This window comes from Streptomyces sp., from assembly GCF_036566765.1.
GTDB lineage: Bacteria > Actinomycetota > Actinomycetes > Streptomycetales > Streptomycetaceae > Streptomyces.
The window spans coordinates 1-24,584 of sequence record NZ_DATCVQ010000004.1 but is presented as its reverse complement, the minus strand read 5'-3'; the positions used below and the strand labels follow the sequence as shown (position 1 = coordinate 24,584).

Annotated in this window: 24 protein-coding genes; 15 read left to right on the top strand and 9 right to left on the bottom strand. The window is 72.0% G+C overall.

Features of this window, described 5'->3' with window-relative positions; all coding sequences use genetic code 11:
* The 7 genes from VIU94_RS00245 to VIU94_RS00215 all read left to right on the top strand — a co-directional run.
* A partial coding sequence (locus VIU94_RS00245) for a helix-turn-helix transcriptional regulator (protein ID WP_331906176.1) occupies positions 1–682 on the top strand: 682 nt, incomplete at its 5' end.
* A gap of 72 nt (positions 683–754) precedes the next feature.
* On the top strand, positions 755–1,009 hold the full coding sequence (locus VIU94_RS00240; protein WP_414720858.1) for a CpXC domain-containing protein: 255 nt from the start codon (positions 755–757) through the stop codon (positions 1,007–1,009).
* A gap of 9 nt (positions 1,010–1,018) precedes the next feature.
* Positions 1,019–1,216 (top strand): hypothetical protein, encoded by a 198-nt coding sequence (locus tag VIU94_RS00235; protein WP_331906174.1) that lies wholly within the window; start codon positions 1,019–1,021, stop codon positions 1,214–1,216.
* A gap of 211 nt (positions 1,217–1,427) precedes the next feature.
* Complete coding sequence (gene tatA / locus VIU94_RS00230; RefSeq protein WP_331906172.1) at positions 1,428–1,709, top strand: Sec-independent protein translocase subunit TatA; 282 nt, start codon at positions 1,428–1,430, stop codon at positions 1,707–1,709.
* Positions 1,710–1,787: 78 nt separating this feature from the next.
* A complete protein-coding gene (gene tatC, locus VIU94_RS00225) occupies positions 1,788–2,732 on the top strand; it encodes a twin-arginine translocase subunit TatC (RefSeq protein ID WP_331906170.1) in 945 nt (314 codons plus the stop codon).
* Positions 2,733–2,830: 98 nt separating this feature from the next.
* Positions 2,831–5,659: a DEAD/DEAH box helicase gene (locus VIU94_RS00220; protein ID WP_331906168.1), complete on the top strand. Its 2,829-nt coding sequence runs from the start codon at positions 2,831–2,833 to the stop codon at positions 5,657–5,659.
* A gap of 196 nt (positions 5,660–5,855) precedes the next feature.
* Complete coding sequence (locus tag VIU94_RS00215; RefSeq protein ID WP_331906166.1) at positions 5,856–7,169, top strand: cytochrome P450; 1,314 nt, start codon at positions 5,856–5,858, stop codon at positions 7,167–7,169.
* 52 nt (positions 7,170–7,221) lie between these two features.
* Here the strand turns inward: VIU94_RS00215 and VIU94_RS00210 are convergent, their stop codons facing one another.
* From VIU94_RS00210 to VIU94_RS00200, 3 genes are read right to left on the bottom strand one after another with little or no spacing between them, the layout of a single operon-like run.
* Positions 7,222–8,145 carry an ADP-ribosylglycohydrolase family protein gene (locus VIU94_RS00210; protein WP_331906164.1) on the bottom strand — a complete coding sequence of 308 codons (924 nt, stop codon included), beginning with the start codon at positions 8,143–8,145 and terminating at the stop codon, positions 7,222–7,224.
* 9 nt (positions 8,146–8,154) lie between these two features.
* Positions 8,155–8,607 carry an ABA4-like family protein gene (locus VIU94_RS00205; protein ID WP_331906162.1) on the bottom strand — a complete coding sequence of 151 codons (453 nt, stop codon included), beginning with the start codon at positions 8,605–8,607 and terminating at the stop codon, positions 8,155–8,157.
* The gene (locus VIU94_RS00200; protein ID WP_331906182.1) at positions 8,604–9,539 is read right to left on the bottom strand and encodes a hypothetical protein; all 936 of its coding nucleotides are present in this window, start codon (positions 9,537–9,539) and stop codon (positions 8,604–8,606) included. Before VIU94_RS00200 ends, VIU94_RS00205 begins: the two co-directional genes overlap by 4 nt.
* Before the next feature lie 170 nt (positions 9,540–9,709).
* On the opposite strand from VIU94_RS00200, the gene VIU94_RS00195 reads away from it, so the two are divergent.
* Positions 9,710–10,363: a MerR family transcriptional regulator gene (locus tag VIU94_RS00195; RefSeq protein WP_331906160.1), complete on the top strand. Its 654-nt coding sequence runs from the start codon at positions 9,710–9,712 to the stop codon at positions 10,361–10,363.
* A gap of 118 nt (positions 10,364–10,481) precedes the next feature.
* Here VIU94_RS00195 and VIU94_RS00190 read toward each other — a convergent pair whose 3' ends face one another.
* Positions 10,482–11,318 carry a siderophore-interacting protein gene (locus VIU94_RS00190; protein ID WP_331906158.1) on the bottom strand — a complete coding sequence of 279 codons (837 nt, stop codon included), beginning with the start codon at positions 11,316–11,318 and terminating at the stop codon, positions 10,482–10,484.
* A gap of 47 nt (positions 11,319–11,365) precedes the next feature.
* A complete protein-coding gene (locus tag VIU94_RS00185) occupies positions 11,366–12,271 on the bottom strand; it encodes a 5'-3' exonuclease (RefSeq protein WP_331906180.1) in 906 nt (301 codons plus the stop codon).
* A gap of 346 nt (positions 12,272–12,617) precedes the next feature.
* Between VIU94_RS00185 and VIU94_RS00180 the strand changes: the two genes are divergently transcribed.
* The 4 genes from VIU94_RS00180 (at position 12,618) to VIU94_RS00165 (ending at position 17,844) form a co-directional block, all read left to right on the top strand.
* Entirely contained in the window at positions 12,618–13,712 is a 1,095-nt protein-coding gene (locus VIU94_RS00180; protein WP_331906156.1) for a quaternary amine ABC transporter ATP-binding protein, read from the top strand.
* The gene (locus tag VIU94_RS00175; RefSeq protein ID WP_331906154.1) at positions 13,705–16,335 is read left to right on the top strand and encodes an ABC transporter permease/substrate binding protein; all 2,631 of its coding nucleotides are present in this window, start codon (positions 13,705–13,707) and stop codon (positions 16,333–16,335) included. The genes VIU94_RS00180 and VIU94_RS00175 overlap by 8 nt, the downstream gene beginning before the upstream one ends.
* A gap of 211 nt (positions 16,336–16,546) precedes the next feature.
* Positions 16,547–17,101, top strand: coding sequence for a helix-turn-helix domain-containing protein (locus VIU94_RS00170; protein ID WP_331906152.1), 555 nt, complete (start codon positions 16,547–16,549; stop codon positions 17,099–17,101).
* Positions 17,101–17,844 (top strand): helical backbone metal receptor, encoded by a 744-nt coding sequence (locus tag VIU94_RS00165; RefSeq protein WP_331906150.1) that lies wholly within the window; start codon positions 17,101–17,103, stop codon positions 17,842–17,844. Before VIU94_RS00170 ends, VIU94_RS00165 begins: the two co-directional genes overlap by 1 nt.
* On the opposite strand, the gene VIU94_RS00160 is transcribed toward VIU94_RS00165, so the two are convergent.
* Complete coding sequence (locus VIU94_RS00160; RefSeq protein ID WP_331906148.1) at positions 17,759–18,943, bottom strand: TDT family transporter; 1,185 nt, start codon at positions 18,941–18,943, stop codon at positions 17,759–17,761. The genes VIU94_RS00165 and VIU94_RS00160 overlap by 86 nt on opposite strands.
* 70 nt (positions 18,944–19,013) lie before the next feature.
* Between VIU94_RS00160 and VIU94_RS00155 the strand changes: the two genes are divergently transcribed.
* Positions 19,014–19,946 (top strand): LysR family transcriptional regulator, encoded by a 933-nt coding sequence (locus VIU94_RS00155; RefSeq protein ID WP_331906146.1) that lies wholly within the window; start codon positions 19,014–19,016, stop codon positions 19,944–19,946.
* Between the two features lie 51 nt (positions 19,947–19,997).
* Here VIU94_RS00155 and VIU94_RS00150 read toward each other — a convergent pair whose 3' ends face one another.
* The 3 genes from VIU94_RS00150 to VIU94_RS00140 all read right to left on the bottom strand — a co-directional run bounded on the left by VIU94_RS00150 (position 19,998) and on the right by VIU94_RS00140 (position 23,006).
* On the bottom strand, positions 19,998–20,690 hold the full coding sequence (locus VIU94_RS00150) for a gamma-glutamyl-gamma-aminobutyrate hydrolase family protein (RefSeq protein WP_331906144.1): 693 nt from the start codon (positions 20,688–20,690) through the stop codon (positions 19,998–20,000).
* Positions 20,691–20,706: 16 nt separating this feature from the next.
* The gene (gene eat, locus VIU94_RS00145; RefSeq protein WP_331906142.1) at positions 20,707–22,152 is read right to left on the bottom strand and encodes an ethanolamine permease; all 1,446 of its coding nucleotides are present in this window, start codon (positions 22,150–22,152) and stop codon (positions 20,707–20,709) included.
* Between the two features lie 125 nt (positions 22,153–22,277).
* On the bottom strand, positions 22,278–23,006 hold the full coding sequence (locus VIU94_RS00140) for a FadR/GntR family transcriptional regulator (protein ID WP_331906140.1): 729 nt from the start codon (positions 23,004–23,006) through the stop codon (positions 22,278–22,280).
* A gap of 77 nt (positions 23,007–23,083) precedes the next feature.
* Between VIU94_RS00140 and VIU94_RS00135 the strand changes: the two genes are divergently transcribed.
* Positions 23,084–24,448 carry a glutamine synthetase family protein gene (locus VIU94_RS00135; protein ID WP_331906138.1) on the top strand — a complete coding sequence of 455 codons (1,365 nt, stop codon included), beginning with the start codon at positions 23,084–23,086 and terminating at the stop codon, positions 24,446–24,448.
* Positions 24,445–24,584 (top strand): aldehyde dehydrogenase family protein (locus VIU94_RS00130; RefSeq protein WP_331906178.1); only part of this gene is annotated, 140 nt, incomplete at its 3' end. The genes VIU94_RS00135 and VIU94_RS00130, both read left to right, overlap by 4 nt.

The window sequence follows — 24,584 nt, the reverse complement described above, 5'->3', positions numbered from 1 at the left end:
GCTGCTCGTCGCCGCGCGCGCCGTGGCCACGCTGCCGGGCCTGCGCGAGAGCGACCGGCAGGCGCTGCTGCGCGCCACCGCCAAGCTGGAGACCGCCGCGGGGGAGGTGGCAGGGGCCAGCTCGCGGCTGTCGGTCACCTTCGAGTCCGAGGGCGGCGTCTTCGCCGAGGTCGACCGGGCCATCTCGGAGCGCAAGCGGCTGTGGGTGCGCTACTACTCGCCCGCGCGCGACGAGCTGACCGAGCGCGAGGTCGACCCGATCCGGCTGTTCGCCGTGGGCCACACGTACATGGAGGCGTGGTGCCACCTCTCCGAGGCGCGCCGCACCTTCCGGCTCGACCGGGTGGCCGAGATCCGGATCCTGGACGAGGTCTCCGCGCCGCCGGAGATCGAGCTGCGGGACCTGTCGGAGGGGCTGGTGCAGCCGTCCGCCGAGGACCCCGAGGTCGTGGTGGAGGTCGGGCCCGGCGGCCGCTGGGTAGCCGAGTACTACCCGCACGACCGGGCCGACGAGCTGCCCGACGGCGGCCTGCGGATCACGCTGCGCACCCCGGCGCCCGCCTCGCTGCGCCGGCTCGCGCTGCGGCTCGGCAGCGACGGGCGGATCGTCGCGCCGCAGGACCTGGCGGACAGCGCCCGGCGGGCGGCGACGGAGGCCCTGGCGGCGTACGACACGGTCTGACGGCGTGACACCCGGAGCGCCGCGGACGCAGTACGTGACGTACTCGAAGACAAACATGGAGAGGTGAGGGAAATGTCCGTGATGCACGGAATGTCGATGTCGGTGGCCCCGGTGCTCTTCAAGGCCGCCTGCCCCGAGTGCCGTTCCCGCTTCGAGCTCGCCGCGGGAGCGCTGCGCCTCGCGATCGGCGGCAGCCGCCGCACCACCTTCTACTCGTTCACCTGCCCCGAATGCGGCAGCTCCGTCCGCAAGCCGGCCGGCGAGCGCATCGTGGAGCTCCTCACCGGCGGCGGAGTGAGCACGCTGCGCCTCCACTCCACCGTCTAGGCTCGGCCCATGTTCTGGCCCATGCTCGCCATCGCCCTCGGCTTCCTCGGCATCGCCGTCCTCGGCGTCCTCGGGATCAAGGTCTTCCTGGAGGCCCAGCGGCTCGGCCGTCAAGTGGCCCGCACCACAGAGCGGATCAACCGGGCCGCCGAGGACCTCGAACGGGCCGCCGAAGACCTCACCCGCACCGGCGGGGCGCTGCGCTGACGGCGGTCTCCTCGCCCGAAGCGGCGCGAGGTACGCTGCTGAACGCGGCCATGGTCGACAGGCCCGGGTCGCAAACGTGTGTACGCACAAGGATTGCCCTGCGTTTACTCGTGCGCGTTACGATCGCTGACGGTCGGGGTTCGGACAGGCGTCCGGGCGGCGGCCGCCAGCCCAGCCCCAAGCCGCCTCGGTGAGAAGGTAGACCACGCTTATGTTCCGTCAGATCGGTCCCCTCGAGATCAGCATTCTCCTCCTCATCGTCGTGCTGCTCTTCGGCGCCAAGAAGCTCCCCGAGATGGCGCGTTCGCTGGGCAAGTCGGCCCGCATCCTGAAGAGCGAGGCGAAGGCCATGAAGTCGGAGGGGCAGCAGACCGCCCCCGCCGACCCGCCGGCCGACCAGAACGCCACCGCGCCGCGCACCATCAAGGCCGCCCCCGGCGACGTCACCACCGCCCGCCCGGTCGCCGAGCCCACGGACACCCCGCAGCGCTGACGCCTGCCGCCGCTCTCTACGCCGCTCGACCCCCAAGGCCGCTCCGCGGCGGCCTGCCGCACGAGATGAGGACGTGGGTTGCTCAAGTCTGCCCGCACTAAGACGGACAAGGACCCCGAGGGGCGGATGCCGCTCGCGGAGCACCTGCGCGAGCTCCGGAACCGGGTCGCCAAGGCGATGCTGGCCATCGTCGCCGGCTCCGTCGTCGCCGCCTTCTTCAGTCAGCAGCTGATGGAGTTCCTCGCCTCGCCCGTGGAGAGGTGTCCGGCCGGCACGTCGATCTCCGACAACACCGGCGGAAGCTGCGTCATCATCGCGTACCAGAGCGTGCTCTCGCCCTTCACCTCCACGGTGAAGGTGATCATGCTCGCGGGCTTCATCGCCGCCACCCCGGTCTGGGTCTACCAGCTGTGGGCGTTCGTCGCGCCCGGTCTGCACAAGACCGAGAAGAAGTACACCTACTACTTCGCCGCCGTCGCCGTCCCGCTCTTCGCCGCGGGCGTCTACACCGCGTACCTGATCATGCCGGTCAGCATGAAGGTGCTCCTCAGCGTCACACCCGAGGTGGCTTCGAACTTCCTCTCGCTGGACGAACTCCTGGACTTCACCACCAGGATGGTGCTCGTCTTCGGCCTGGCCTTCGAGCTGCCGGTGCTGCTGATCATGCTCAATTTCGCCGGAGTCGTGACAGGTAAGCGCATGGCCGGCTGGTGGCGCGGCATGATCATGGGCACCTTCGTCTTCGGCGCCGTCGCCACGCCGTCGACCGACCCGCTCGGCATGGTCGCCCTCTCCGGGCCGATCGTCGCGCTGTACTTCGGCGCCGTAGCCGTCGCCCTGCTCAACGACAGGCGCAAGCGCCGCCACGACCCCGACGCCCACCTCGACGACGACGAGGCGTCCGAGCTCGACCTCACGCCCCAGGCCCTCGGCGAGATCGAGCCCGTCAGCGCGGCCCGCGCCCTGCCCGAGCAGGCCACCGGCGAAGCGGACCGGCTGAACGGCTACGACGACATCACCTGACGTCTCTCGTCCTCATCACCTGACGTTTCTCGTCCTCGGCACCGCCCTCGATAAAGATCGCGTCACTGTCAGAGGGGCCGGGTAGGCTCGAAGACAAGATGACAGAGGACCTCACACCAGCCGAGGCGTACGCCGCCGCCAAGGCGCGCAACGCCGAGCAGGCCACGGCGCTCGCGCCGTTCCGCGAGATGTACGAGTTCGGTCTGGACCCCTTCCAGATCGAGGCATGCCAGGCGCTCGAGGCGGGCAAGGGCGTGCTCGTCGCGGCCCCCACGGGCTCGGGCAAGACCATCGTCGGCGAGTTCGCCGTCCACCTCGCGCTGCGCCAGGGGCGCAAGTGCTTCTACACCACGCCCATCAAGGCGCTCTCCAACCAGAAGTACGCGGACCTGGTGAAGCGGTACGGCCCCGACAAGGTCGGCCTGCTCACCGGCGACAACAGCGTCAACGGGGACGCGCCCGTCATCGTCATGACCACCGAGGTCCTCCGCAACATGCTGTACGCGGGGTCCCAGGCCCTCAGCGGCCTCGGCTACGTCGTGATGGACGAGGTGCACTACCTCTCGGACCGCTTCCGCGGCGCCGTCTGGGAGGAAGTGATCATCCATCTCCCGGAGTCCGTGACGCTCGTGTCACTGTCCGCGACCGTCTCCAACGCCGAGGAGTTCGGCGACTGGCTCGACACCGTGCGCGGCGACACCGAGGTCATCGTCTCCGAGAGCCGGCCCGTGCCGCTCTGGCAGCACGTCCTGGCCGGCCGCCGGATGTACGACCTCTTCGAGGAGGAGACCGACCACGGCGGCCGCGGCTCCGCCCGCCGCGAGGTCAACCCCGACCTGCTGCGCCTCGCTCGCACCGAGAACTCCCGGACGTACAACCCGCGCGAGCGTCGCCGCGGCAAGATGGTCCGCGAGGCCGACCGCGAGCGCGAGCGCCGCCAGCGCTCCCGCATCTGGACGCCCGGCCGGCCCGAGGTCATCGAACGCCTCGACGCCGAGGGGCTGCTGCCCGCCATCACCTTCATCTTCAGCCGGGCCGGCTGCGAGGCCGCCGTCCAGCAGTGCCTGTACGCCGGACTGCGCCTGAACGACGACGCGGCACGAACGCGGGTCCGCGAGATCGTCGAGTCACGGACCGCCTCCATCCCCACCGAGGACCTGAACGTCCTCGGGTACTACGAGTGGCTCGAAGGCCTGGAGCGGGGCATCGCGGCGCACCACGCCGGCATGCTCCCGACCTTCAAGGAGGTCGTTGAGGAGCTGTTCGTCCGCGGCCTGGTGAAGGCGGTCTTCGCCACCGAGACGCTCGCCCTGGGCATCAACATGCCGGCCAGATCCGTCGTCCTGGAGAAGCTAGTCAAGTGGAACGGCGAGCAGCACGCCGACATCACCCCCGGCGAGTACACCCAGCTCACCGGCCGCGCCGGCCGGCGCGGCATCGACGTCGAGGGACACGCCGTCGTGCTGTGGCAGCGCGGCATGGACCCCGGCCACCTCGGCGGACTCGCCGGCACCCGCACGTATCCGCTGCGCTCCAGCTTCAAGCCGTCGTACAACATGGCGGTCAACCTGGTCGACCAGTTCGGCCGGCACCGCTCGCGCGAACTGCTGGAGACCTCCTTCGCGCAGTTCCAGGCCGACAAGTCGGTCGTGGGCATCTCGCGCCAGGTCCAGAAGAACGAAGAGGGACTCGAGGGCTACCGGGAGGGCATGACCTGCCACCTCGGCGACTTCGAGGAGTACGCGGGGCTCCGCCGCGACCTCAAGGACCGCGAGACCGAACTGGCCAAGCAGGGGGCCACGCAGCGCCGGGCGGAGGCCGCGGCCTCCCTGGAGCGGCTGAAGCCGGGCGACGTGATCCATGTGCCGACGGGGAAGTTCGCCGGGCTCGCCCTGGTCCTCGACCCCGGCATCCCGGCCGGGCGGACCAACGGCCACCGCGGCTTCGAGCAGCATGACGGGCCGCGCCCGCTTGTCCTCACCGCCGAGCGGCAGGTCAAGCGGCTCGCGTCCATCGACTTCCCGGTGCCCGTGGAGGCGCTGGAGCGGATGCGGATCCCGCGCAGCTTCAACCCGCGCTCGCCGCAGTCGCGTCGGGACCTCGCCTCGGCGCTGCGCACCAAGGCCGGTCACATCACGCCGGAGAGGCACCGCAGGCAGCGCGCGGAGGCCGCCGACGACCGCGAGATCGCCCGGCTGCGCGCCGCGCTGCGGGCCCACCCGTGCCACGGCTGCGACGAGCGCGAGGACCACGCGCGCTGGGCCGAGCGCTACCACCGGCTGCAGCGCGACACACGGCAGCTGGAACGGCGCATCGAGGGGCGGACGAACACCATCGCCCGCACCTTCGACCGGATCGTCGCGCTGCTCACCGAGCTCGACTACCTGCGCGGCGACGAGGTGACCGAGCACGGCAAGCGGCTCGCCCGGCTCTACGGCGAACTCGACCTGCTCGCCAGCGAATGCCTGCGCGAGGGCGTGTGGGAGGGCCTCGGCCCGGCCGAACTCGCCGCCTGCGTCTCGGCCTTGGTGTTCGAGGCCCGCCAGTCGGACGACGCCGTGGCGCCGAAGCTGCCCGCCGGCAAGGCCAAGGCGGCGCTGGGTGAGATGGTGCGGATCTGGGGCAGGCTCGACGCCCTGGAAGAGGACTTCAAGATCAACCAGGCGGAGGGCGTCGGGCAGCGCGAGCCGGACCTCGGCTTCGCCTGGGCGGCGTACCAGTGGGCTTCCGACAAGGGCCTCGACGAGGTGCTGCGGGAGGCGGAGATGCCGGCCGGCGACTTCGTCCGCTGGTGCAAGCAGGTCATCGACGTACTCGGGCAGATTGCGGCGGCCGCGCCGAGGGAGAACAGCACGGTCGCGAAGAACGCGCGCAAGGCGGTGGACGGCCTGCTGAGGGGCGTCGTCGCGTACAGCTCGGTGGGCTGAGGCGCACTGATCGAGAGAGGGGCCCGTGGCCATGGCCACGGGCCCCTCCAATTTGCTCACAGAGAGTTATCCACAGGCCTGGCGTCACGCTCTCCTCTCCGCTTGCATGGAGGCACACACACCGAGGTAACAGCGCGGGGAGGGAAGGCAGTTGACCACGCAAGCGGGAGGGGCCGCCGGCACGGAAACGGCGGAAATGGTTCCGGGCCCACGGGGGGTGCCCCTGCTGGGCAACCTCCCGGAGTTCGGCAAGGGCCCATTGGCCTTCTTCGAGAAGCTGCACGCCCGGGGGGACGTGGTCAGCTGGCAGTTCGGCCCCAAGCCGTCGTTGTTCATCGCCCACCCCGAGCAGGTCGGCGAACTGCTCACCGAAGTGGAGCGGACCTTCGACCAGCCCGACCTGGGCATCGCCTTCCGAACGCTCCTCGGCAACGGAGTCGTCGTGGCGAAGGGCCCCGACTGGCGGCGCAAGCGCTCCCTGGTGCAGCCTTCGGTGCGCCCCAAGCAGGTCCGCTCCTACGCCGCCACGATGTCCGAATGCGCGACGGACCTCGCCGAGAGCTGGACGGACGGCCAGCGCATCGACGTCAAGCAACACATGGCGGCGCTCACCCAACTCATAGCCGTCCGCACCATCTTCGGCGTGGACACCGCCGCCGACGCCGAGGCGATCGGGCGGGCCATGGACGTCGCCCAGCAGGAGATCGGCGCCGAGTTCAGCGGCATCGGCGCGATGCTGCCCGACTGGGTGCCGACGCCGGGCCGGGCACGGATCCGGCGCGCCACGGCCGTCATCGACGCCGAGGTCGCCCGCATCGTCGCCCGCCACCGCGACGGCGACACCGAACGTCCCGACCTCCTCAGCCGACTCCTCACCGCACAGGACGAGACGGGCGCGCACCTCTCCGACCAGGAGATCCGCGACGAGACCGTCACGCTCTACATAGGCGGCCACGAGACCACGAGCAGCACCCTCGTCTGGGCCTGGTACCTCCTGTCCCGCAACCCCGACGCCTACGACGCGTTGACCACCGAACTGGACCAGGTCCTGGGCGACCGGACTCCGGCCTTCGACGACTACACCCATCTCCCCTACACCCAGGCGGTGGTGAAGGAGACCCTGCGCCTCTACCCCACCATCTGGCTGCTGACCGGCATAGCCAAGGAGGGCGCGGTCCTGGCCGGCAGGCCGGTGCCGGTCGGCACACGGGTCTGGAGCAGCCAGTGGGTCACCCACCGGGACGCCCGCTGGTACCCGGAGCCGGAGGAGTTCCGCCCGGACCGGTGGCTGGCGGAGGCCGAGGAGATACCCGAGTACGCCTGGTTCCCGTTCGGGGGCGGCCCGAGGGTCTGCCTGGGGACCCGGTTCGCGATGGTCGAGGCGGTGCTGATCCTGGCCGTCCTGGCGAGGCGCTACCGCCTGACCGTCGACCCCGGCGAGATACGCCCGGTACCCAGCCTGACCCTGCAGCCGGACAAAGAGGTGCGAGCGACGGTCCAGGCCCGATAGCCGACGCCCCTCGGAACGTCACACGCGGCTGAGAACAACGGCCCGCAGCGACTCACGACACGAGCGAGACGGCCAGCTCGCGCAGCTCGTCGGCGCGCAGCACCCGTCCACCGAACCCCGGCAGCGGCACATGCAGCGGCTCGATCCAGCGCCCCGGGATCGAGGCGGGACCGTGCACCGCACCTGCCAACGCACCGGTCACCGCCGCGACGGTGTCCGTGTCGCCGCCGAGGTCGACGGCGGCGGCCAGCGCGGCCTCGAAGGTGGCGGTCGTGCGCAGCGCCCAGACGGCGGACGCGAGGCACGGCCAGACCGCGCCGTTGAACTCCGTCGCGTCGTCCGGGTGCCAGTCGGGGGCCAGGACGGTGGACCAGCGCGGCCGGTGCACGTCTGCGACATGGGCCAGGGCGGTCGGGACGGCGGCGAGCGGGTCCTCGCCGTCCAGTGCGACCCGCACCAGCTCGTGCAGGATCGCGGTGCCCTCCCACGCCGCCGCGTCCCCGTGCGTCAGCGCGGCGATGCGGCGGGCCGCGTCCATCGTCGCCTGCCGGCCGGCCCCGGCGAAGTGCACGGCGGACGTCGCGGCGCGCATCAGCGAACCGTTGCCCGCCGCACGGCCGTTGAACTGGAAGTGCAGGGCCGCGGCCGTGTCCCAGGGGTCGCCGCTGCCGAGCACGTCCTCGGTCTGCAGGCCGATGTCCTTCGGCTCGCCCGCCGCCCAGCGGCGGAACCGGTCGAAGACGTCCGGCAGATCGAGGCCGCCCCGGTCGAGGAGCGACTCCCCGACCAGGACCGCCATCTGCGTGTCGTCGGTCGCCTCGCCCGGGTCCCAGCCGGCGCCTCCGCACATCTCGCCGACGCCGTCGGGGAAGCGTTCCGTGAACGCCCCCGGCAGCCCGAACTCGAAGGGCGCGCCCAGCGCGTCGCCGACGGCGGAGCCGAGGACGGCTCCTACGGCCCGGTCGATGCGATCCATTCGGGCAGCCTAACGGTGGTGCCCTGCAAGGGACTCGGCGCGGGTGCGTCGCCGGGCGACCTCGCGCACCACCAGGAAGACAGGCAGACCGATCGGCGAAAGGAGGATGGTCAGGACCAGCAGCGGTCCCATGAGCAGCGGCGGGACACCGATCCGACGCGCCTGGAGGAACATCCACTGGCCGATCAGCAGGTCCCAGGCGATGATCTGGGCCCAGACCGCGCCCGCGCCGTTGGCCGTGGCCGTCAGTTCGCGGAAGACGTCGACGTCCGGGCTGCTGACGGCGGACCACAGTTCGGGGGCGACGGGGACGGCCAGCGTGAGCCAGACCAGCAGGACCGGTACGACGGTCAATGGAGAGGAGGCGATCCGAGAGGTCAGGGGCCAGGACGGGGCGAAGATCATGAGCAGCCAGACGGGGGCGGCCAGCCAGAAGGAGAGTTCGAAGAGGAAGCCGGTCATGCCGCGTACTCCTTGACGGGGTCGGGGGTGGCGTCGGCGCCCGAGGGCTCGACGGGGCGGGGTGCGGTGCGCAGGGCCGCCCAGGTCGCGGCGGCGCCGACGACGAGCACCGCGGCGGCGGCGACCAGCGTCGAGGCGTCGGGCCGCAGCAGCGGCTGACCGCGCAGGGCCTGCCAGGTCAGCAGGGCGAAGACGGCCGCGTACGCGCCGGAGCCCACGAGGATGAGGCGGAGTCGGACCCGGGGGTCGCGGAGCCGGGCGATGCGCGGGGCGAGGGCGGCCAGGGCGAGCAGGAGCAGCGGCAGGACCTGGAGCGCGTGCATGCCGAAGAAGTGCGCGATGCGCAGGTCGCCGCCGGTGGTGGACCAGCCGGTGATCGGCATCCCGGGGCCGCCGTCGGGGACGCCCACGCTGTGCGCGCCGACCATCGGGGACCCGGCTGCCCTGCCGCCCGCGGCGACCTGCTCCGGGGTGATGTTCCGGCTCATGACGAAGCCGATGGCCGCCCCGGCGAGGGCGATCAGTGAGCCGAGTCGTACCGCCCATGCCTGGTCGGGGTCGAGTATGCGGGCCCGCAGAAGCAGGACGGCTATGACGAGCGCGGCGAGCCAGAGGATGACGACGGTCACCGCCATCACGTCGTACAGGGCGGCGTCGAGGGGCGTGCTGCGGTTGAAGTGGCTGTGCCTGCTGCGGGCCGCCTGGCCGGTGATGATCGCCATCTCGATGACGAAGCCGACGGTGACGACGGTTCCGGCCCACCAGCCGACCCGCCGGCCGCGCGGGAGCAGGGAGAGCATCCAGGCGAGCGCCGGGCAGTAGGCGACGAACGAGACCGCGAACTTGAAGGGCTTGGACCAGATCGGGACGCCGTCGAGGACGCGGTCGTCGACGAGGATCCCTAATCCTGTGAGGACGGCGGCCACCGCCATGGCGGCCGAGAAGGCGAGCAGTGGCCGGTGCAGGCCGTCGGTGCGGCGGGCGAGGAGCGTGGACATGGAGCACCCCCGAGGAAGAATAGATAGTGGTGCTTTCCGCTATCTGATAGTGGAACTATCTATGATGGGTAGGGGAATGGCAAGGCCGGAAAGGTGAACGCAACGTGCGCATCGGAGAGTTGAGTCGCAGGACCGGAGTCTCGGTGGCGACGATCAAGTACTACGTACGGGAGGGGCTGCTGCCGCCGGGCCGGCTGACCAGCCCCAACCAGGCGTCGTACGACGAGGGACACGAGCGCCGGCTCCGGCTGATCCGTGCCCTGCTGGACGTGGGGGGCCTGTCCGTCGCCGGGGTCCGGGAGGTGCTCGCCGCCCTCGACGACCCCGAGAGGCCGCTGCACAAGGTCCTGGGGGCGGCGGCGGACCGGGTCGTGCCGCGGTACGCGGACGACCCGGGGGAGGTGCTGGCGGCGCGGGAGAAGGTGACCGAGCTGATCCGGCGGCGCGGCTGGCTCGTCGACGACCGCAGTCCGGCGGCGGATGCGCTCGCGGTGGCGCTCGCCGCTCTGGACGAGGTCGGGCACGCCGAGTTCGCGGAGCAACTGCTCGACGCGTACGCGCGAGCGGCGGAGGACGTGGCCCGGGTGGACCTGGGGTACGTGAACCGGCGCGGCGCCCGGGAGGGGCTGGTGGAGAGCGTGGTCGTCGGCACCGTCCTGGGCGACGCGGTCTTCGGCGCCCTGCGCCGCATGGCCCACGTGGACGCCTCGGCCCGCCTCTACGGCGACCCCGACGCGGAGGACCACGAGGACGGGTGACCGGTCGCGCACCCGTCGCGCAGGGACGGCCGCGGGCCCGGAGGGTGATGCACCCTCCGGGCCCGCGGCCGTGCAATCGGCGTTCGGCGGACGCTACGCGTCCGCCGCGTCCGCCCGCTCAGCTCTCCTGTTCCCGCTCCACCTGGTCGTTCCACTCGCGCTTGATCGCGCGCCAGGCCTCGTCCGTCTTGCCCAGGCGCCAGTAGCCTGAGATCGACAGGCGCTCGCGCGGGATCTCGCGGTCCATGCGGAGGTGGCGGCGCAGGTCCTTCACCGAGGCCGCCTCGCCGTGGACGAAGGCGTGGACGTCGCCCGGCGGGAAGTCGAGCGCCCGGACCGCCTCGACCAGCGCCTCGCCCACCGGCCGCGCCCCGCGGTGCAGCCAGGTCACCGCGACGCCGTCCGCCGTCGCCAGCTTCTGCTCCTCCGCCGCGTCGGACACCTCCACGAACGCGTGCACCCGCGCCCCCGCCGGCAGCCGCTCCAGCGACGCCGCGATAGCGGGCAGCGCGCTCTCGTCGCCCGCCAGGAGATGCCAGTCCGCCGCCGGGTCCGGCGCGTAACCGCCGCCCGGGCCCAGGAATCGCACCGTGTCGCCCGCGGTCGCGCGCGCCGCCCACGGCCCGGCGAGGCCCTCGTCGCCGTGCACCACGAAGTCGACGGTCAGTTCGCGGTGCACCGGGTCCCAGGCGCGCACCGTGTACGTCCGCGTCGTCGGCCACTGCTCGCGCGGGAACTCCGCCCGGATGCGGTCCATGTCGAACGGCTCCGGATACGTCACGCCCTCCGCGCCGAACAGCAGCTTGACGTAGAGGTCGGTGAACTCGCCGGGCGAGAACGCGGCCAGCCCGTCACCGCCCAGCACGATGCGCACCATGTGCGGAGTGATCCGCTCCGTGCGCACCACACGGGCCTCATGGGCCTTCGGCGCTTTCCGTGCCGGCTGCTCTGCCACGACGGTCTCCCCTGTTTCGCATACTTAGGCTTGCCTAAGTTAACACCTCAGGCGCGCAGCGTGGCCAGTACCCGCCCGACGGCGCCGCCCAGACCCCAGCGCGCCACCAGCGCCTGAAGCAGCTCCGGGTCGGCCGGATCGGTGGGCAGCGCCGGGTCGAAGTCCGGCAGCGGCACGTCACCGGCGACCCGGACCACCTTCGGCGCCACGTCCAGGTACTCCGCCGCCTCCAGGATCCCGCGCCGCTTGGCCGGCGTCAGCTTCGACGCCCGGTCGGCCGCCGCCGCGCGGACCCCGGCCAGGTCCCCGTACTCCGTGATCAGCTGCGCGGCCGTCTTCTCGCCGATGCCCTTCACGCCCGGCAGCCCGTCGCTCGCGTCGCCGCGCAGCGCCGCGAAGTCGGCGTAGCGGTCCGCCCGCACCCCGTACTTCTCGCGGATCAGCTCCTCGTCGACCAGGTCGCAGTCGCCGACGCCCTTGCGCGGGTACAGCACCCGCACCCCGCGCGCGTCGTCCACCAGTTGGAAGAGGTCGCGGTCGCCGGTCACGATGTCCACCGGCCCCTTCGCCCGCCCGGCCAGCGTCCCGATCACGTCGTCCGCCTCGTACCCCTCGGCGCCCACGCGCGCGATGCCGAGAGCGGCGAGCACCGCCTCGATGATCGGCACCTGCGGCGACAGGGTGTCCGGGATCTCCTCCTCGTCCGGACCGACCGGCGTCTCCTGCGCGACTCTGTGCGCCTTGTACGAGGGGATCAGGTCCACCCGCCACTGCGGCCGCCAGTCGTCGTCCCAGCAGGCCACCAGGTCGTCCGGGTGGTGGTCCTGGACGAGCCGGGCGATGAAGTCGAGAAGGCCGCGCACCGCGTTCACCGGCGTGCCGTCCGGGGCCCGGACGGAGTCGGGCACGCCGAAGTACGCGCGGAAGTAGAGGGAGGCGGTGTCGAGGAGCATCAGGCGTCGCGTCACACCCCGATGATGCCGCACCCCACCGACAGCGCATCCCCCAGCGCGGACACCCCGGTGGACACCCCTGTCCAGAGGGCCCCGCCGTGACCCCCGTCACCTTCGCGTTTGCCCCCGAGGGCCGGGGGCAGGCGCGGCCCCGGAGCGGACCCGGTACGGGATTCAACGGTACGAAGCCGAAACGGCAGCAAGCCGGAACGGCGGCAGCCGAATCGGTGGCAAGCCGAAGTGAATCGCCGAACGCCGGGAGCCGCGGGCCGATCCCGCCCCGCTCCACGGCCCGGCAGCCGCGGGGGTGCAGGGCCGTTTTCTCGTTCCATCACGTGAGGTGTATGTGTCCAGGCTCCAGGCCGACCACCTGTACAAGGTGTTCGGCAGACGACCCGGCGAGGCCGTCGAGAAACTCGCCCGTGGGGCGGATCGCGACGAGCTCCGCTCCGACGGCACGACCGCCGCGGTGATCGACGCGTCGTTCGTCGTCGAACCCGGTCAGATCTTCGTCGTGATGGGTCTGTCCGGATCCGGGAAGTCCACCCTGCTGCGGATGCTCAACGGGCTCCTGGAGCCCACCTCGGGCCGAGTCCTGTTCGACGGCGAGGACCTGACCGCGCTCAGCCCCCGCGACCTGCGCGCCGTCCGGTCCAAGAAGATCAGCATGGTCTTCCAGCACTTCGCGCTGTTCCCGCACCGCAGCGTCCTGGAGAACGCCGCCTACGGCCTGGAGGTCCAGGGCGTCCCGCGCGCCGAGCGCGAGGTCCGCGCCGCCGAGGCCCTCGAAATGTGCGGCCTGGCCGGCTGGGAGAAGTCCTGGCCCGACGAGCTCTCCGGCGGCATGCAGCAGCGCGTGGGCCTGGCCCGCGCGCTCGCCACCGACGCCGACCTGCTCCTCATGGACGAGTCGTTCAGCGCGCTCGACCCGCTGATCCGCCGCGACATGCAGGACCAGCTCCTGGAGCTCCAGCAGAGGCTCGGCAAGACCATCGTCTTCATCACCCACGACCTCAACGAGGCCATGCGCCTGGGCGACCGCATCGCGGTGATGCGCGACGGCAGGATCGTCCAGCTCGGCACCGCCGAGGACATCCTGCTGCGCCCCGCCGACGACTACGTCGCCTCCTTCATCCAGGACGTCGACCGCTCGCGCGTGCTCACCGCCGCCGCGGTCATGACCGACCCGGAGACGGACGAGGCCGCCGCGGCCGCCGACGCCTGCGGCTGCGAGACCGTCCTGCCCGACACCCCGGTCGCCGAGCTGTGCGCCGTCAGCGCCCGGGTCCCGCACGCCGTCGCCGTCAAGGACGCGAAGGGCGCCGTCCTCGGCGTCGTACCGCAGTCCCGCCTCATCGGCTTCATCGGCGACGAACAGCGCCCGCCCATGGCCTGCGAAGCCACGCCCGGCGAGCCCCAGGAGGTGACCGTCGATGCCTAGGCTCCGTCTCGGCGACTGGATCGACAGCTCCGTCGACTGGCTCCGCGCCCAGCTCTCCTGGCTCTTCGACGCCATCAGCGCCCTCGTCACCGGCTTGTACGACGGCATCGAGGCCGTCCTGTCCGCGCCCGCGCCGCTGCTGTTCGCCGGCATCCTGGCCATCGCCGCCTGGTGGCTGCGCGGCCTGACCGCCGGTGTCCTCGCCTTCGCCGGATTCGCGCTCATCGACTCCATCGAGCTGTGGGACGACGCGATGTCGACCCTCTCGCTGGTGCTGGTCGCGACCCTGGTCACGCTGGCGATCGCGGTGCCGCTCGGCATCTGGGCCGCCCGCTCCAAGACCGTCAGCGCCGTGCTGCGCCCGGTCCTGGACTTCATGCAGACCATGCCGGCGATGGTGTACCTGATCCCGGGCATCATCTTCTTCGGCGTGGGCGTGGTGCCGGGCATCATCGCCACCATCGTCTTCGCGCTGCCGCCCGGCGTGCGGATGACCGAACTCGGCATCCGCCAGGTCGACGGCGAACTGGTCGAGGCGGCCGAGGCGTTCGGCACCACCCCGCGCGCCACGCTGCTGCGCGTCCAGCTGCCGCTCGCCCTGCCGACGATCATGGCCGGCATCAACCAGGTCATCATGCTCGGCCTGTCCATGGTCGTCATAGCCGGCATGGTCGGCGGCGGCGGTCTCGGCGGCGCCGTCTACCGGGCCATCGGCAACGTCGACATCGGCCTCGGCTTCGAGGCCGGCGTCTCCATCGTGATCCTCGCGATGTACCTCGACCGGATGACCGGCGCCCTGGGCAGCCAGGTCTCCCCGCTCGGCCGGCGCGCGCTGGCCAAGGCCCGGGCGGCCACCGCCCTCGGCCCGAAGATCTGGAGCCACCGCCCGCAGCCCGTCACCGCCCTCGTCGGCGTCGTGATCCTGGCGCTCGTCGCCGGCGGCATGGGCTTCCTCGGCGGCGCCAAGTCCGACGGCGACACCGCGGCCGCCGGCAACGTCGGCCAGGGCAAGAAGCTCTCCATCGGCTACATCCCCTGGGACGAGGGCATCGCCTCCACCTTCCTCTGGAAGGAGCTCCTGGAGCAGCGCGGTTTCGAGGTCGACACCAAGCAGCTGGAGGCCGGCTCGCTCTACACCGGCCTGGCCGGCGGTCAGATCGACTTCCAGACCGACTCCTGGCTGCCCGTCACCCACGCCAAGTACTGGGCGACGTACAAGGACAAGCTGGAGGACATGGGCTCCTGGTACGGCCCCACCTCCCTGGAGCTGTCCGTCCCCTCGTACATGAAGGGCATCGACTCGCTCGACGACCTCAAGGGCAAGTCGGCCCAGTTCAAGGGCCGGATCATCGGCATCGAGCCGAGCGCCGGAATGATGGGCATCCTCAAGGACAAGGTCCTCAAGGACTACGGCCTGGAGGGCGAGTACAAGGTCGTCGACGGCTCCACGCCCGGCATGCTCGCCGAGCTGAAGCGCGCGTACGACAAGAAGGAACCGGTCGTCACCACGCTGTGGTCGCCGCACTGGGCCTACTCCACGTACGACCTGAAGAAGCTGAAGGACCCCAAGGGCTCCTGGGGCAAGGGCGACGGCGTGCACACCCTGGCCCGCAAGGGCTTCGCCGCCGAGAACCCGCAGGTCGGCTCCTGGTTGAAGAACTTCAAGATGACCGAGAAGCAGCTCACCGGCCTGGAGGCGAAGATCCAGGAGACCGGCAAGGGCAAGGAGCAGGAGGCCGTCCGCGCCTGGCTGAAGGACAACCCGGGCCTGGCCGACAAGTGGACCCCGGTGTCCAAGTCCGCCGAAGGAGCCGCGGGCGGCAAGGACGAGCGCGCTCGTCCGCTGAACGTCGCCTGGTTCCCCTGGGAGGAGGACATCGCCGCCACCTACCTGTGGAAGGCGGTCCTGGAGGAGCGCGGATACAAGCTCAACCTCAAGCAGTTCGAGGTCGGGCCGATGTACGCCGCCATGTCCCGCGGCCAGATCGACGTCCAGTTCGACGGCTGGCTGCCGAACACCCAGAAGAACTACTGGACCCAGTACGGCGACAAGCTCACCGACCTGGGCCCCTGGTACAGCCCCACCTCCCTGGAGGTCGCCGTCCCGTCGTACGTGAAGGACGTGCGCACCCTTGAGGACCTGAAGGGCAAGGGCGACCGGTTCAAGGGCCGGATCGTCGGCATCGAGCCCGGCACCGGCGTCATGGGCCTGCTCAAGGACAAGGTGCTGCCCGGCTACGGCCTGGACAAGGAGTACAAGGTCGTCGACGGCTCGACGCCCGGCATGCTCGCCGAGCTGCGCCGCGCGTACCAGGCGAAGGAGCCGATCGCCGTCATTCTGTGGACCCCGCACTGGGCCTACAGCGAGTACGGGCTGACCAAGCTCGCCGACTCCAAGAAGCTGTTCGGCGAGGGCGACAAGATCCACACCGTGTCGAGCACGTCCTTCCCGAAGCAGTACCCGCAGCTGACGAAGTGGTTCAAGAACTTCAAGCTGGACGAGCAGCAGCTCGCCGGCCTGGAGAACGAGATCACCAAGCGGGGCAAGGGCCACGAGGACGAGGCCGTGAAGGCCTGGATGGCCGAGAACCCGGGGATCGCGGACCGCATGGCTCCGCGCTGACCCCACGAGCATCCGCCGCGCGACCCCCCACGTCGCCGTGCGTCCACCCACCGGCGTCGGATACCGGACGAATCCCGCAGCACGCGAAACCGGGGCCCAAAGCTGCGTAAGGTGCAGGTAACCGATGAGTACGCATGACGCGTACACGTGACGAACACGGGACCTGCACCACCGCCGACGGGCACGACGGGATCGGGAGGGAGCCGCAGTCATGGACGACAAGGAATCGCTTCGGGTGGGCGCCGCCGTCAGGAAGCGCCGCCGAGCACTGGAGCTCACCCTGGCCGTCGTCGCCTCGCGCAGCGGTCTGTCCGTGCCCTTCCTGAGCCAGATCGAGAACGAGCGCGCCCGCCCCAGCATGCGCTCACTCCAGCGCGTCGCCGACGCCCTGGAGACCACCGCCACCACGCTGCTCGCCGCCGCCGACTCCGCGCGCACCGTCGACGTCGTACGGGCCGCCGAACACCTCGAGCAGATGCCCGACGGAGTACGCCCCCTGGTGCGCGGCCACCACCAGCTGCACGCCGTCGAGTTCACCGGCGAGCAGGACGCGGGCCGCGAGTACCAGCACCGCAACGACGAGCTGCTGTACGTCGCCGAAGGCTCGGTCGAGGTCGAGGCGGAGGGCCGCGCGTACCGCCTGGAGCGCGGCGACACCCTGCACCTGACCGGCGGGGTGCGCCACCGGTGGCGCGCGACCGGACCGGACACCCGGCTCCTCGTCGTCGCCGTCGCCGACCACATCGAGGCGACGGAGCCCGCCTGATGCGGGTCGTCTCCCTGGTGCCCTCCCTCACGGAGGCGATCGCGGTCACCGGCCCCGGCGGCGTGCTCGTCGGCGTCACCGACTGGTGCACGCACCCGGCCGACCTCTCCGGCGCGCGCCGGATCGGCGGCACGAAGAACCCCGACGTCGCCGCCATCACCGCGCTGCGCCCCGACCTCGTCGTCGCCAACGAGGAGGAGAACCGGGAACCCGACCTGGCCGCGCTGCGCGCCGCCGGGCTCGACGTCCTGGTCACCGAGGTCCGCTCGCTGCCGCAGGCGCTCACCGAACTGGAGCGCGTGCTGCGCGCCTGCGGGCTGCCGGCCCGGCCCCGCTGGCTCGACGAGGCGGAGAGAGCATGGGCGGACGAAGCCGCCGCCCGCCGAGACCCGCCGTACACCGCCATCGTGCCCATCTGGCGGCGGCCCTGGATGGTGCTCGGGCGCGACACCTTCGCCGGCGACCTGCTCGCCCGGCTCGGCGTGCGCCAGCTGTACGCCGACCACGCCGAGCGCTACCCCCGCATCCCGCTCGACGAGCTCACCCGCGCCGGCGCCGACCTCGTCGTGCTGCCCGACGAGCCGTACCGCTTCACCGCCGACGACGGGCCCGAGGCCTTCCCCGGCCTGCCCGCCGCGCTCGTCAGCGGCCGTCACCTCACCTGGTACGGGCCGTCCCTGGCCGACGCGCACCGGGAGCTGAGCCGGCAGCTGGGCCGGGCCCTCGCAGCAGCGCACCGCTGAGCAGCCCGCGCGCCGTGAGCACCGCGGCCGCCGACCAGGCCGCCACCAGCAGCGCGTACAGCCCGACCGCGAGCCACCGGAACGCGTCCAGCCCCGTGTGCTGCGCCAGCCCCTCCGCGCCGGTCACACAGGTGCCGACCGGGAAGGTGAACGCCCACCAGGTCATCGCGAAGCCCATGCCCCGCCGCCGCGCCCGCACCACCATCGCCCCGGCGAGCGCCAGCCACAGCAGCGCGAAGCCCATCACGGGGACGCCGTACAGCACCGCGAACCCCGTGAACCCCGAGGCGTACGGGGCGGGCAGCACGCCCGGCGCGGCGTCGGCGAACTTGTTCGCGGCGGTCGCCGACTGGCCCAGCGGGCCGAGGACCAGGAAGAGCGTCGGGGTGAGCGCCAGCGGCAGCGGGCCGCCGGTGACGAGCCGCCCGAACACCAGCGGAAGCACCAGCAGGGTGGCGAGCAGGCTCAGCCCGAACATCGCGTAGCAGCCGAGCAGCAGGGTCTCCCGCCACGGGCCGTCGGCCGGCAGGTACGGGACGAGCAGCGGGCCGAGGGCCGCGGAGACCATGGGCGGCACGACGGGCAGCAGCCAGGCGGGCGCGGCGTGCTCGATCCGGTGGTGCACGACCATCAGGTACGGGACGGCCACGGCGACGGCCAGGCCGGTCACCGTGCCCGCCGTGAACAGCACCGCGTCGACGGCGACCGCCGCCTGCGTGCCGATCCAGTCCCGGCCGACCGTCAGCGTCGCGCCGCCGACCGCGAGCAGTGCCATCGGCAGACAGCCGAGGAAGGGGGCGATCGCCGGGTCCATCAGATGCGCCCGCGCCTGGTCGCGGTGGTGGATCCAGTGCCGCGCGCGGGCCGTGAGGAGGGCGGCGAGCAGGACGGCCGAGAGAGCCCAGACCACGGCTGCGGCGGTACGCAGTCCGGGGACGTGGAGGGGGAGCGTCGCGCCGCCGGTGGCGACGATCGCGGTCCCCATGACCGAGGCGTACCAGTTGGGTCCGAGGTGACGGACCCGCCCCGCCTTCGCCCGGTGGGGCTCGGCAGGGAGGACGGCACGGCGCACGGTGCGCGGTTGTACAAGGGTTGCCATGGGCCTACGGTCCCGCCCTCCGAGCGCCCGGACCAGGGATCATGGCCCTATGACGTCATAAGCTGGCTTTATGAGCAGTGACGGACCGCCTTCCGACTCGCACGTACCGCTGGCCCACCGGGTCCCCGACCTCGGCGCGCTGGAGCTGCTGCTCGCGGTCGCCCGGCACGGCAGCCTGGGGCGGGCGGCCCGCGAGGTCGGCATCACGCAGCCGGCCGCGAGCAGCCGGATCCGGTCCATGGAGCGCCAGCTCGGGGTCGCCCTGGTCGACCGTTCGCCGCGCGGCTCCCGGCTCACCGACGCGGGCGCGCTGGTCACCGACTGGGCGCGGCGGATCGTCGAGGCGGCCGAGGCGTTCGACGCGGGCGCGCAGGCGCTGCGGGGACGCCGCGACTCGCGGCTGCGGGTGGCCGCGTCGATGACGATCGCGGAGTACCTGATGCCAGGCTGGCTCATCGCGCTGCGCGCCGAGCGCCCCGACACGGCGGTCTCGCTGCTCGCGGGCAACTCCGCGGTGGTCGCCGAGCGGCTGCTCGCCGACGAGGCGGACCTCGGCTTCGTGGAGGGGCTGGCGGTGCCGGAGGGCCTGGAGGGCGCGGTCGTCGCCCACGACCGGCTCGTCGTGGTCGCCGCGCCCGGCCACCGCTGGGCCCGCCGCCGCGCCCCGCTCACGGCCGCGGAGCTCTCCGCCACCCCGCTGATCCTGCGCGAACGGGGCTCGGGCACCCGCCAGGTCCTCGACGCCGCGCTCGCCGAGGAGGGCGGCCTGGCCCAGCCTCTGCTCGAACTGGCCTCCACCACCGCGGTGAAGGCCGCCGCGGTCAGCGGCGCGGGCCCGGCGGTCCTCAGCGAACTGGCCGTCACCGAGGAACTCGCCTCCCGTCGCCTGGTCGAGATCCCCCTGGACCAGGTCCCCCTGGCCCGCGCCCTGCGCGCCGTCTGGCCCACCGGCCACCGGCCCACGGGCCCGGCCCGCGACCTGTTGTCGCTGACGCGCGGTTAGGGGGTGTCCGGCGGATCAGGGTCGGGGTCGACCCTGATCCGCCGGACAGGCCTAGCCCCTGGCAGCGGCGCGCGCTGCCGTCACCAGGCCGCGCATCACGCGCAGGTCGTCGCCCATCTCCGGGTGCCACTGCACGCCCAGGGTCCAGCCGGGGGAGGGGAGTTCGAGCGCCTCGACCGTGCCGTCCTCGGCGTACGCGGAGGGGGCGAGGCCGTCGCCGAGACGGTCCACCGCCTGATGGTGGTACGTCGGCACCGTCGCGGCGTCCGGCGCCAGAGCGGCGTACAGGGTTCCGGGCACCGGCTTGACCGTGTGCCGGCCGATCACGCCGACCCCGTCCGTGTGTCCGTCCAGGTGCTGCACCAGCGTCCCGCCGAGCGCCACGTTGAGCAGCTGCATGCCCCGGCAGATGCCGAGCAGCGGGGTGCCGGAGGCGATCGCCGCCTCGATCAGGGCGAGCTCCCAGGCGTCCCGCTCCCGGGCCGGCGGGCCGGTGCGGGGATCGGGCGCGGCCCCGTACCGGACCGGCTCGACGTCCGCGCCGCCCGCGACGACCAGCGCGTCGAGACGGGCCACCACGCCCGCCGCGGCGGACGGGTCGTCCGGTGGGACCATCGCGGCGTAGCCGCCGCTCGCCTGGACCAGGCGCGGATAGGGGGCCGGGAGCAGCGCGGCGGGCATGTCCCACACGCCCCACCGGGCCTGGTCGAGATAGGTCGTCACGCCGATGAGCGGCTTGGACACGGGTTCCTCCGGATGATCAGTCGCGTTCCAGCTCGGCCTCGGCCGCCGCCAGTGCCGCGAACTCCTCCTCGGGAGCGTTGGCCACCAGGCGGTGCCGACTGTAGAACGCGAAGTAGGCGAGGGCGATCACGTACACCCCGAGCGCCATGAACGCCGCGTCCTTGTCGACCAGGAAGGTCGCCACAAGCGCCGAGAGGGCGAGGACGAAGGCCACGGACGAGGTCACGACGCCGCCCGGCGTGCGGTACGGGCGGGGCAGCTCGGGCTCGCGGCGGCGCAGCACGATGTGCGAGAGCGCCATCAGGGCGTACGAGATGGTGGCGCCGAACACCGCGATGTTCAGCATCCGCGCACCGTTCCCGGTCCCGGCCGCCAGCGCGAAGCCGATCGCGCCGGGGATCAGCAGCCCCAGGTAGGGCGACTTGCGCCGGCTCGTCAGGGACAGGAAGCGGGGCAGGTAGCCGGCCCGGGACAGCGCGAACAGCTGCCGGGAACCGGCGTAGATGAGGGAGAAGAACGAGGCGACCAGGCCGGCGAGCCCCGCGTAGTTGACGAACCGGCTCAGCGTGGTCGGCTCCCCGTCGCCCTGCAGCGCGACGACCAGCGGGTTGCCCGCCTCCTGGACGGCCGCCGAGCCCTGCGCCCCGGTGGCGGCGAAGAAGGTGACCACGGCGAGCAGCACCAGGATGCCCATGGACAGCGCGAGTGCCCTCGGCATCGAGCGGACCGGGTCCTTGGCCTCCTCCGCCGCCAGCGGCACGCCCTCGACGCCGAGGAAGAACCACATGCCGAACGGGAACGCGGCCCAGATGCCGAGCAGCCCGAACGGCAGCCAGGAGTTGGAGCCGAGCGCCTCCGGGTCGGCCGGGATGTCGTTCAGGCCGTCGACGTGGAAGTCGCTGAGCGCGCCGAGCGCGAACACCACGAGCGCCGCGACCGCGATCGCCGTCACGATCAGGCTGAAGCGCAGCGCCTCGCCCACGCCCCACAGATGGATGCCGATGAAGATCACGAAGCAGGCGAGGTAGACCGGCCAGCCCGACTCCAGGCCGAACAGACCCAGCGATTCGACATAGTCGCCGATGAAGATGGAGATCGCCGCAGGGGCCAGCACGTACTCGATGAGGATCGCGGTCCCGGTGAGGAAGCCGCCCCAGGGCCCCAGCGCCCGGCGGGCGAAGCCATAACCGCCGCCCGCGGTGGGCAGGATCGCGGAGAGCTCCGCCAGCGCGAAGACCAGACAGGCGTACATCGCGCCCATCAGGACGGTCGCGACGGCGAGCCCGCCGAACCCGCCCTTGGAGAGGCCGATGTTCCAGCCCGAGAAGTCGCCGGAGACGACGTACGCGACGCCGAGACCGGTCAGCAGAAGCCAGCCCGCGCTGCCGCGGCGCAGCGCCCGGCGTTCCAGGTAGTCGTCGGGCGGTGGGGTGGTGCTCCCGGAGGTGTCTTCCAGCGTCATGGCAGCGTCAGCTCCCGCGTCGGGCCCAATGGAATGGATCCATACCTTTGCGCCGGGTCGGCGGGAACGCAACCCCCGTGCGTTACTTTCGGGTTACGCGGGACCCCTGCGCGCAGGGGCCCTCCTCACGTCAGGAAGCCGCGCAGCAGCGCCGCCGAGCCCTCGCAGTGCTCGCGCGCTGCCGCGCACGCCCCGGCCGCGTCGCCGCCCAGCACCGCCTCCACCAGCGCCGTGTGCTGGTGCTGCGAGTGCTCCAGGTTCCGTACCAGCAGCGGGATGCAGTCCAGGAGGTCGTTCACCGTCGCCCGGACCGCCGCGTACTGCGCGGTCAGCGTCGGCGAGCCGGACAGCTCGGCCAGCGTGAGATGGAACAGCGTGTCCTGCCGCCGGTAGTCCGTCAGCGGCGCGTCGTGCGTGGCCGCCAGCGCCGCCCGCAGCCGCTCCGCCCCGTCGCCCGGCAGCCCGTGCGCGGCGCACAGCCCGACCGCGCCGACCTCGAGGGCCTCGCGGAAGCGCAGCGTGTCCTCGATGTCGACGGACGCGATCCGGCGCCGCAGCTCGTCCTCGCCCGCCGTCCGGGCCCGCTCCAGGACGAACGTGCCGCCGTACCGCCCCCGCCGGCTCTCCACCAGGCCCTGCTCCTGCAGCACCTTCAGGACCTCGCGCAGGGTGACCCGGCTGATCCCTATGCGGTCGGCCAGCTCGCGCTCCGGGGGCAGCCGCTCCCCGCCCGGCACCAGCCCCAGCCGCACCACGCGCAGGATCTGCTCCAGCGCCTCCTCGAAGCCGTTGCCCGCCCGAACGGGCCGCAGCACGGACGTCAGCCGGTCCGTCTGGTCCTCGATCCCTGCCACGTCGCGGATTCCCTTCCCAAGCAATGGTCTTCGGTAATACCTTATGGCTCCCGGCTGGCCGAAGGAGGAGCAATCCCGTGGCAGACCGCAAACCCCCGCTCGACGTCGAGGAGCTACGCATCCTTGTCGCGAGCGGCGAGATCGACACCGTCGTCCTGGCCTTCCCCGACATGCAGGGACGGCTCCAGGGCAAGCGGTTCGCCGCGCCGTTCTTCCTGGACGAGGTCCTGAAGCACGGCACGGAGGGCTGCAACTATCTCCTCGCCGTCGACACCGAGATGAACACGGTCGACGGATACGAGATGTCCTCCTGGGACCGCGGCTACGGCGATTTCGCCATGCACCCCGATCTCACCACCCTGCGCCGCGTCCCCTGGAACGAGGGCACGGCGATGCTGATCGCCGACCTCGCCTGGAGCGACGGATCACCCGTCGTCGCCGCGCCCCGACAGATCCTCCGGCGCCAGCTGGAGCGGCTCGCCGAGCACGGCTACACCGCCCATGTCGGCACCGAGCTCGAGTTCATCGTCTTCCGCGACACCTACGAACAGGCCTGGGACGCGAACTACCGCGACCTCACCCCGGTCAACCAGTACAACATCGACTACTCGGTCCTCGGCACCGGGCGGATCGAGCCCCTGCTGCGCCGCATCCGCAACGAGATGGCCGGCGCCGGACTCACCGTCGAGTCCGCCAAGGGCGAGTGCAACCCCGGCCAGCACGAGATCGCCTTCAAGTACGACGAGGCCCTGGTCACCTGCGACCAGCACGCCGTCTACAAGACGGGCGCCAAGGAGATCGCGGCCCAGGAGGGCGTCTCGCTCACCTTCATGGCGAAGTACAACGAGCGCGAGGGCAACTCCTGCCACATCCACCTCTCGCTCCAGGACGCCGACGGCACGAATGTCATGGCCGGCGACGGACCCGGGGGAATGTCGGACGTCATGCGGCACTTCCTCGCCGGACAGCTCGCCGCGCTGCGCGACTTCTCCCTGCTCTACGCGCCCAACATCAACTCCTACAAGCGCTTCCAGCCCGGGTCCTTCGCCCCCACCGCCGTCGCCTGGGGCCACGACAACCGCACCTGTTCGCTGCGCGTCGTCGGCCACGGCCGCTCGATGCGCTTCGAGAACCGGCTCCCCGGCGGCGACGTCAACCCGCACCTTGCCGTCGCCGGCCTGGTCGCGGCCGGCCTGTACGGCATCGAGCAGCGGCTCGAACTGCCCCCGGCCTGCGACGGGAACGCGTACACCGGCGAGTACGAGCACGTCCCCACGACGCTCCGCGAGGCCGCCGAACTCTGGGAGACCAGCCCGATCGCCAAGGCCGCCTTCGGCGCCGAGGTCGTCGCGCACTACCGCAACATGGCCCGCGTCGAACTCGACGCCTACGACGCCGCGGTGACCGACTGGGAGCTGCGCCGCTCCTTCGAACGCATGTGAGGACCTACGTGCCGCACCACCTGCTCGTCCTGAACCCGGCGACCGAAGACGTCGTCGCCACCGTCCCCGCAGCCACCGCCGAGGACGTCGACGCCGCCGTCGCCCGCGCCGCCGCGGCCCAGCGCGGCTGGGCGGC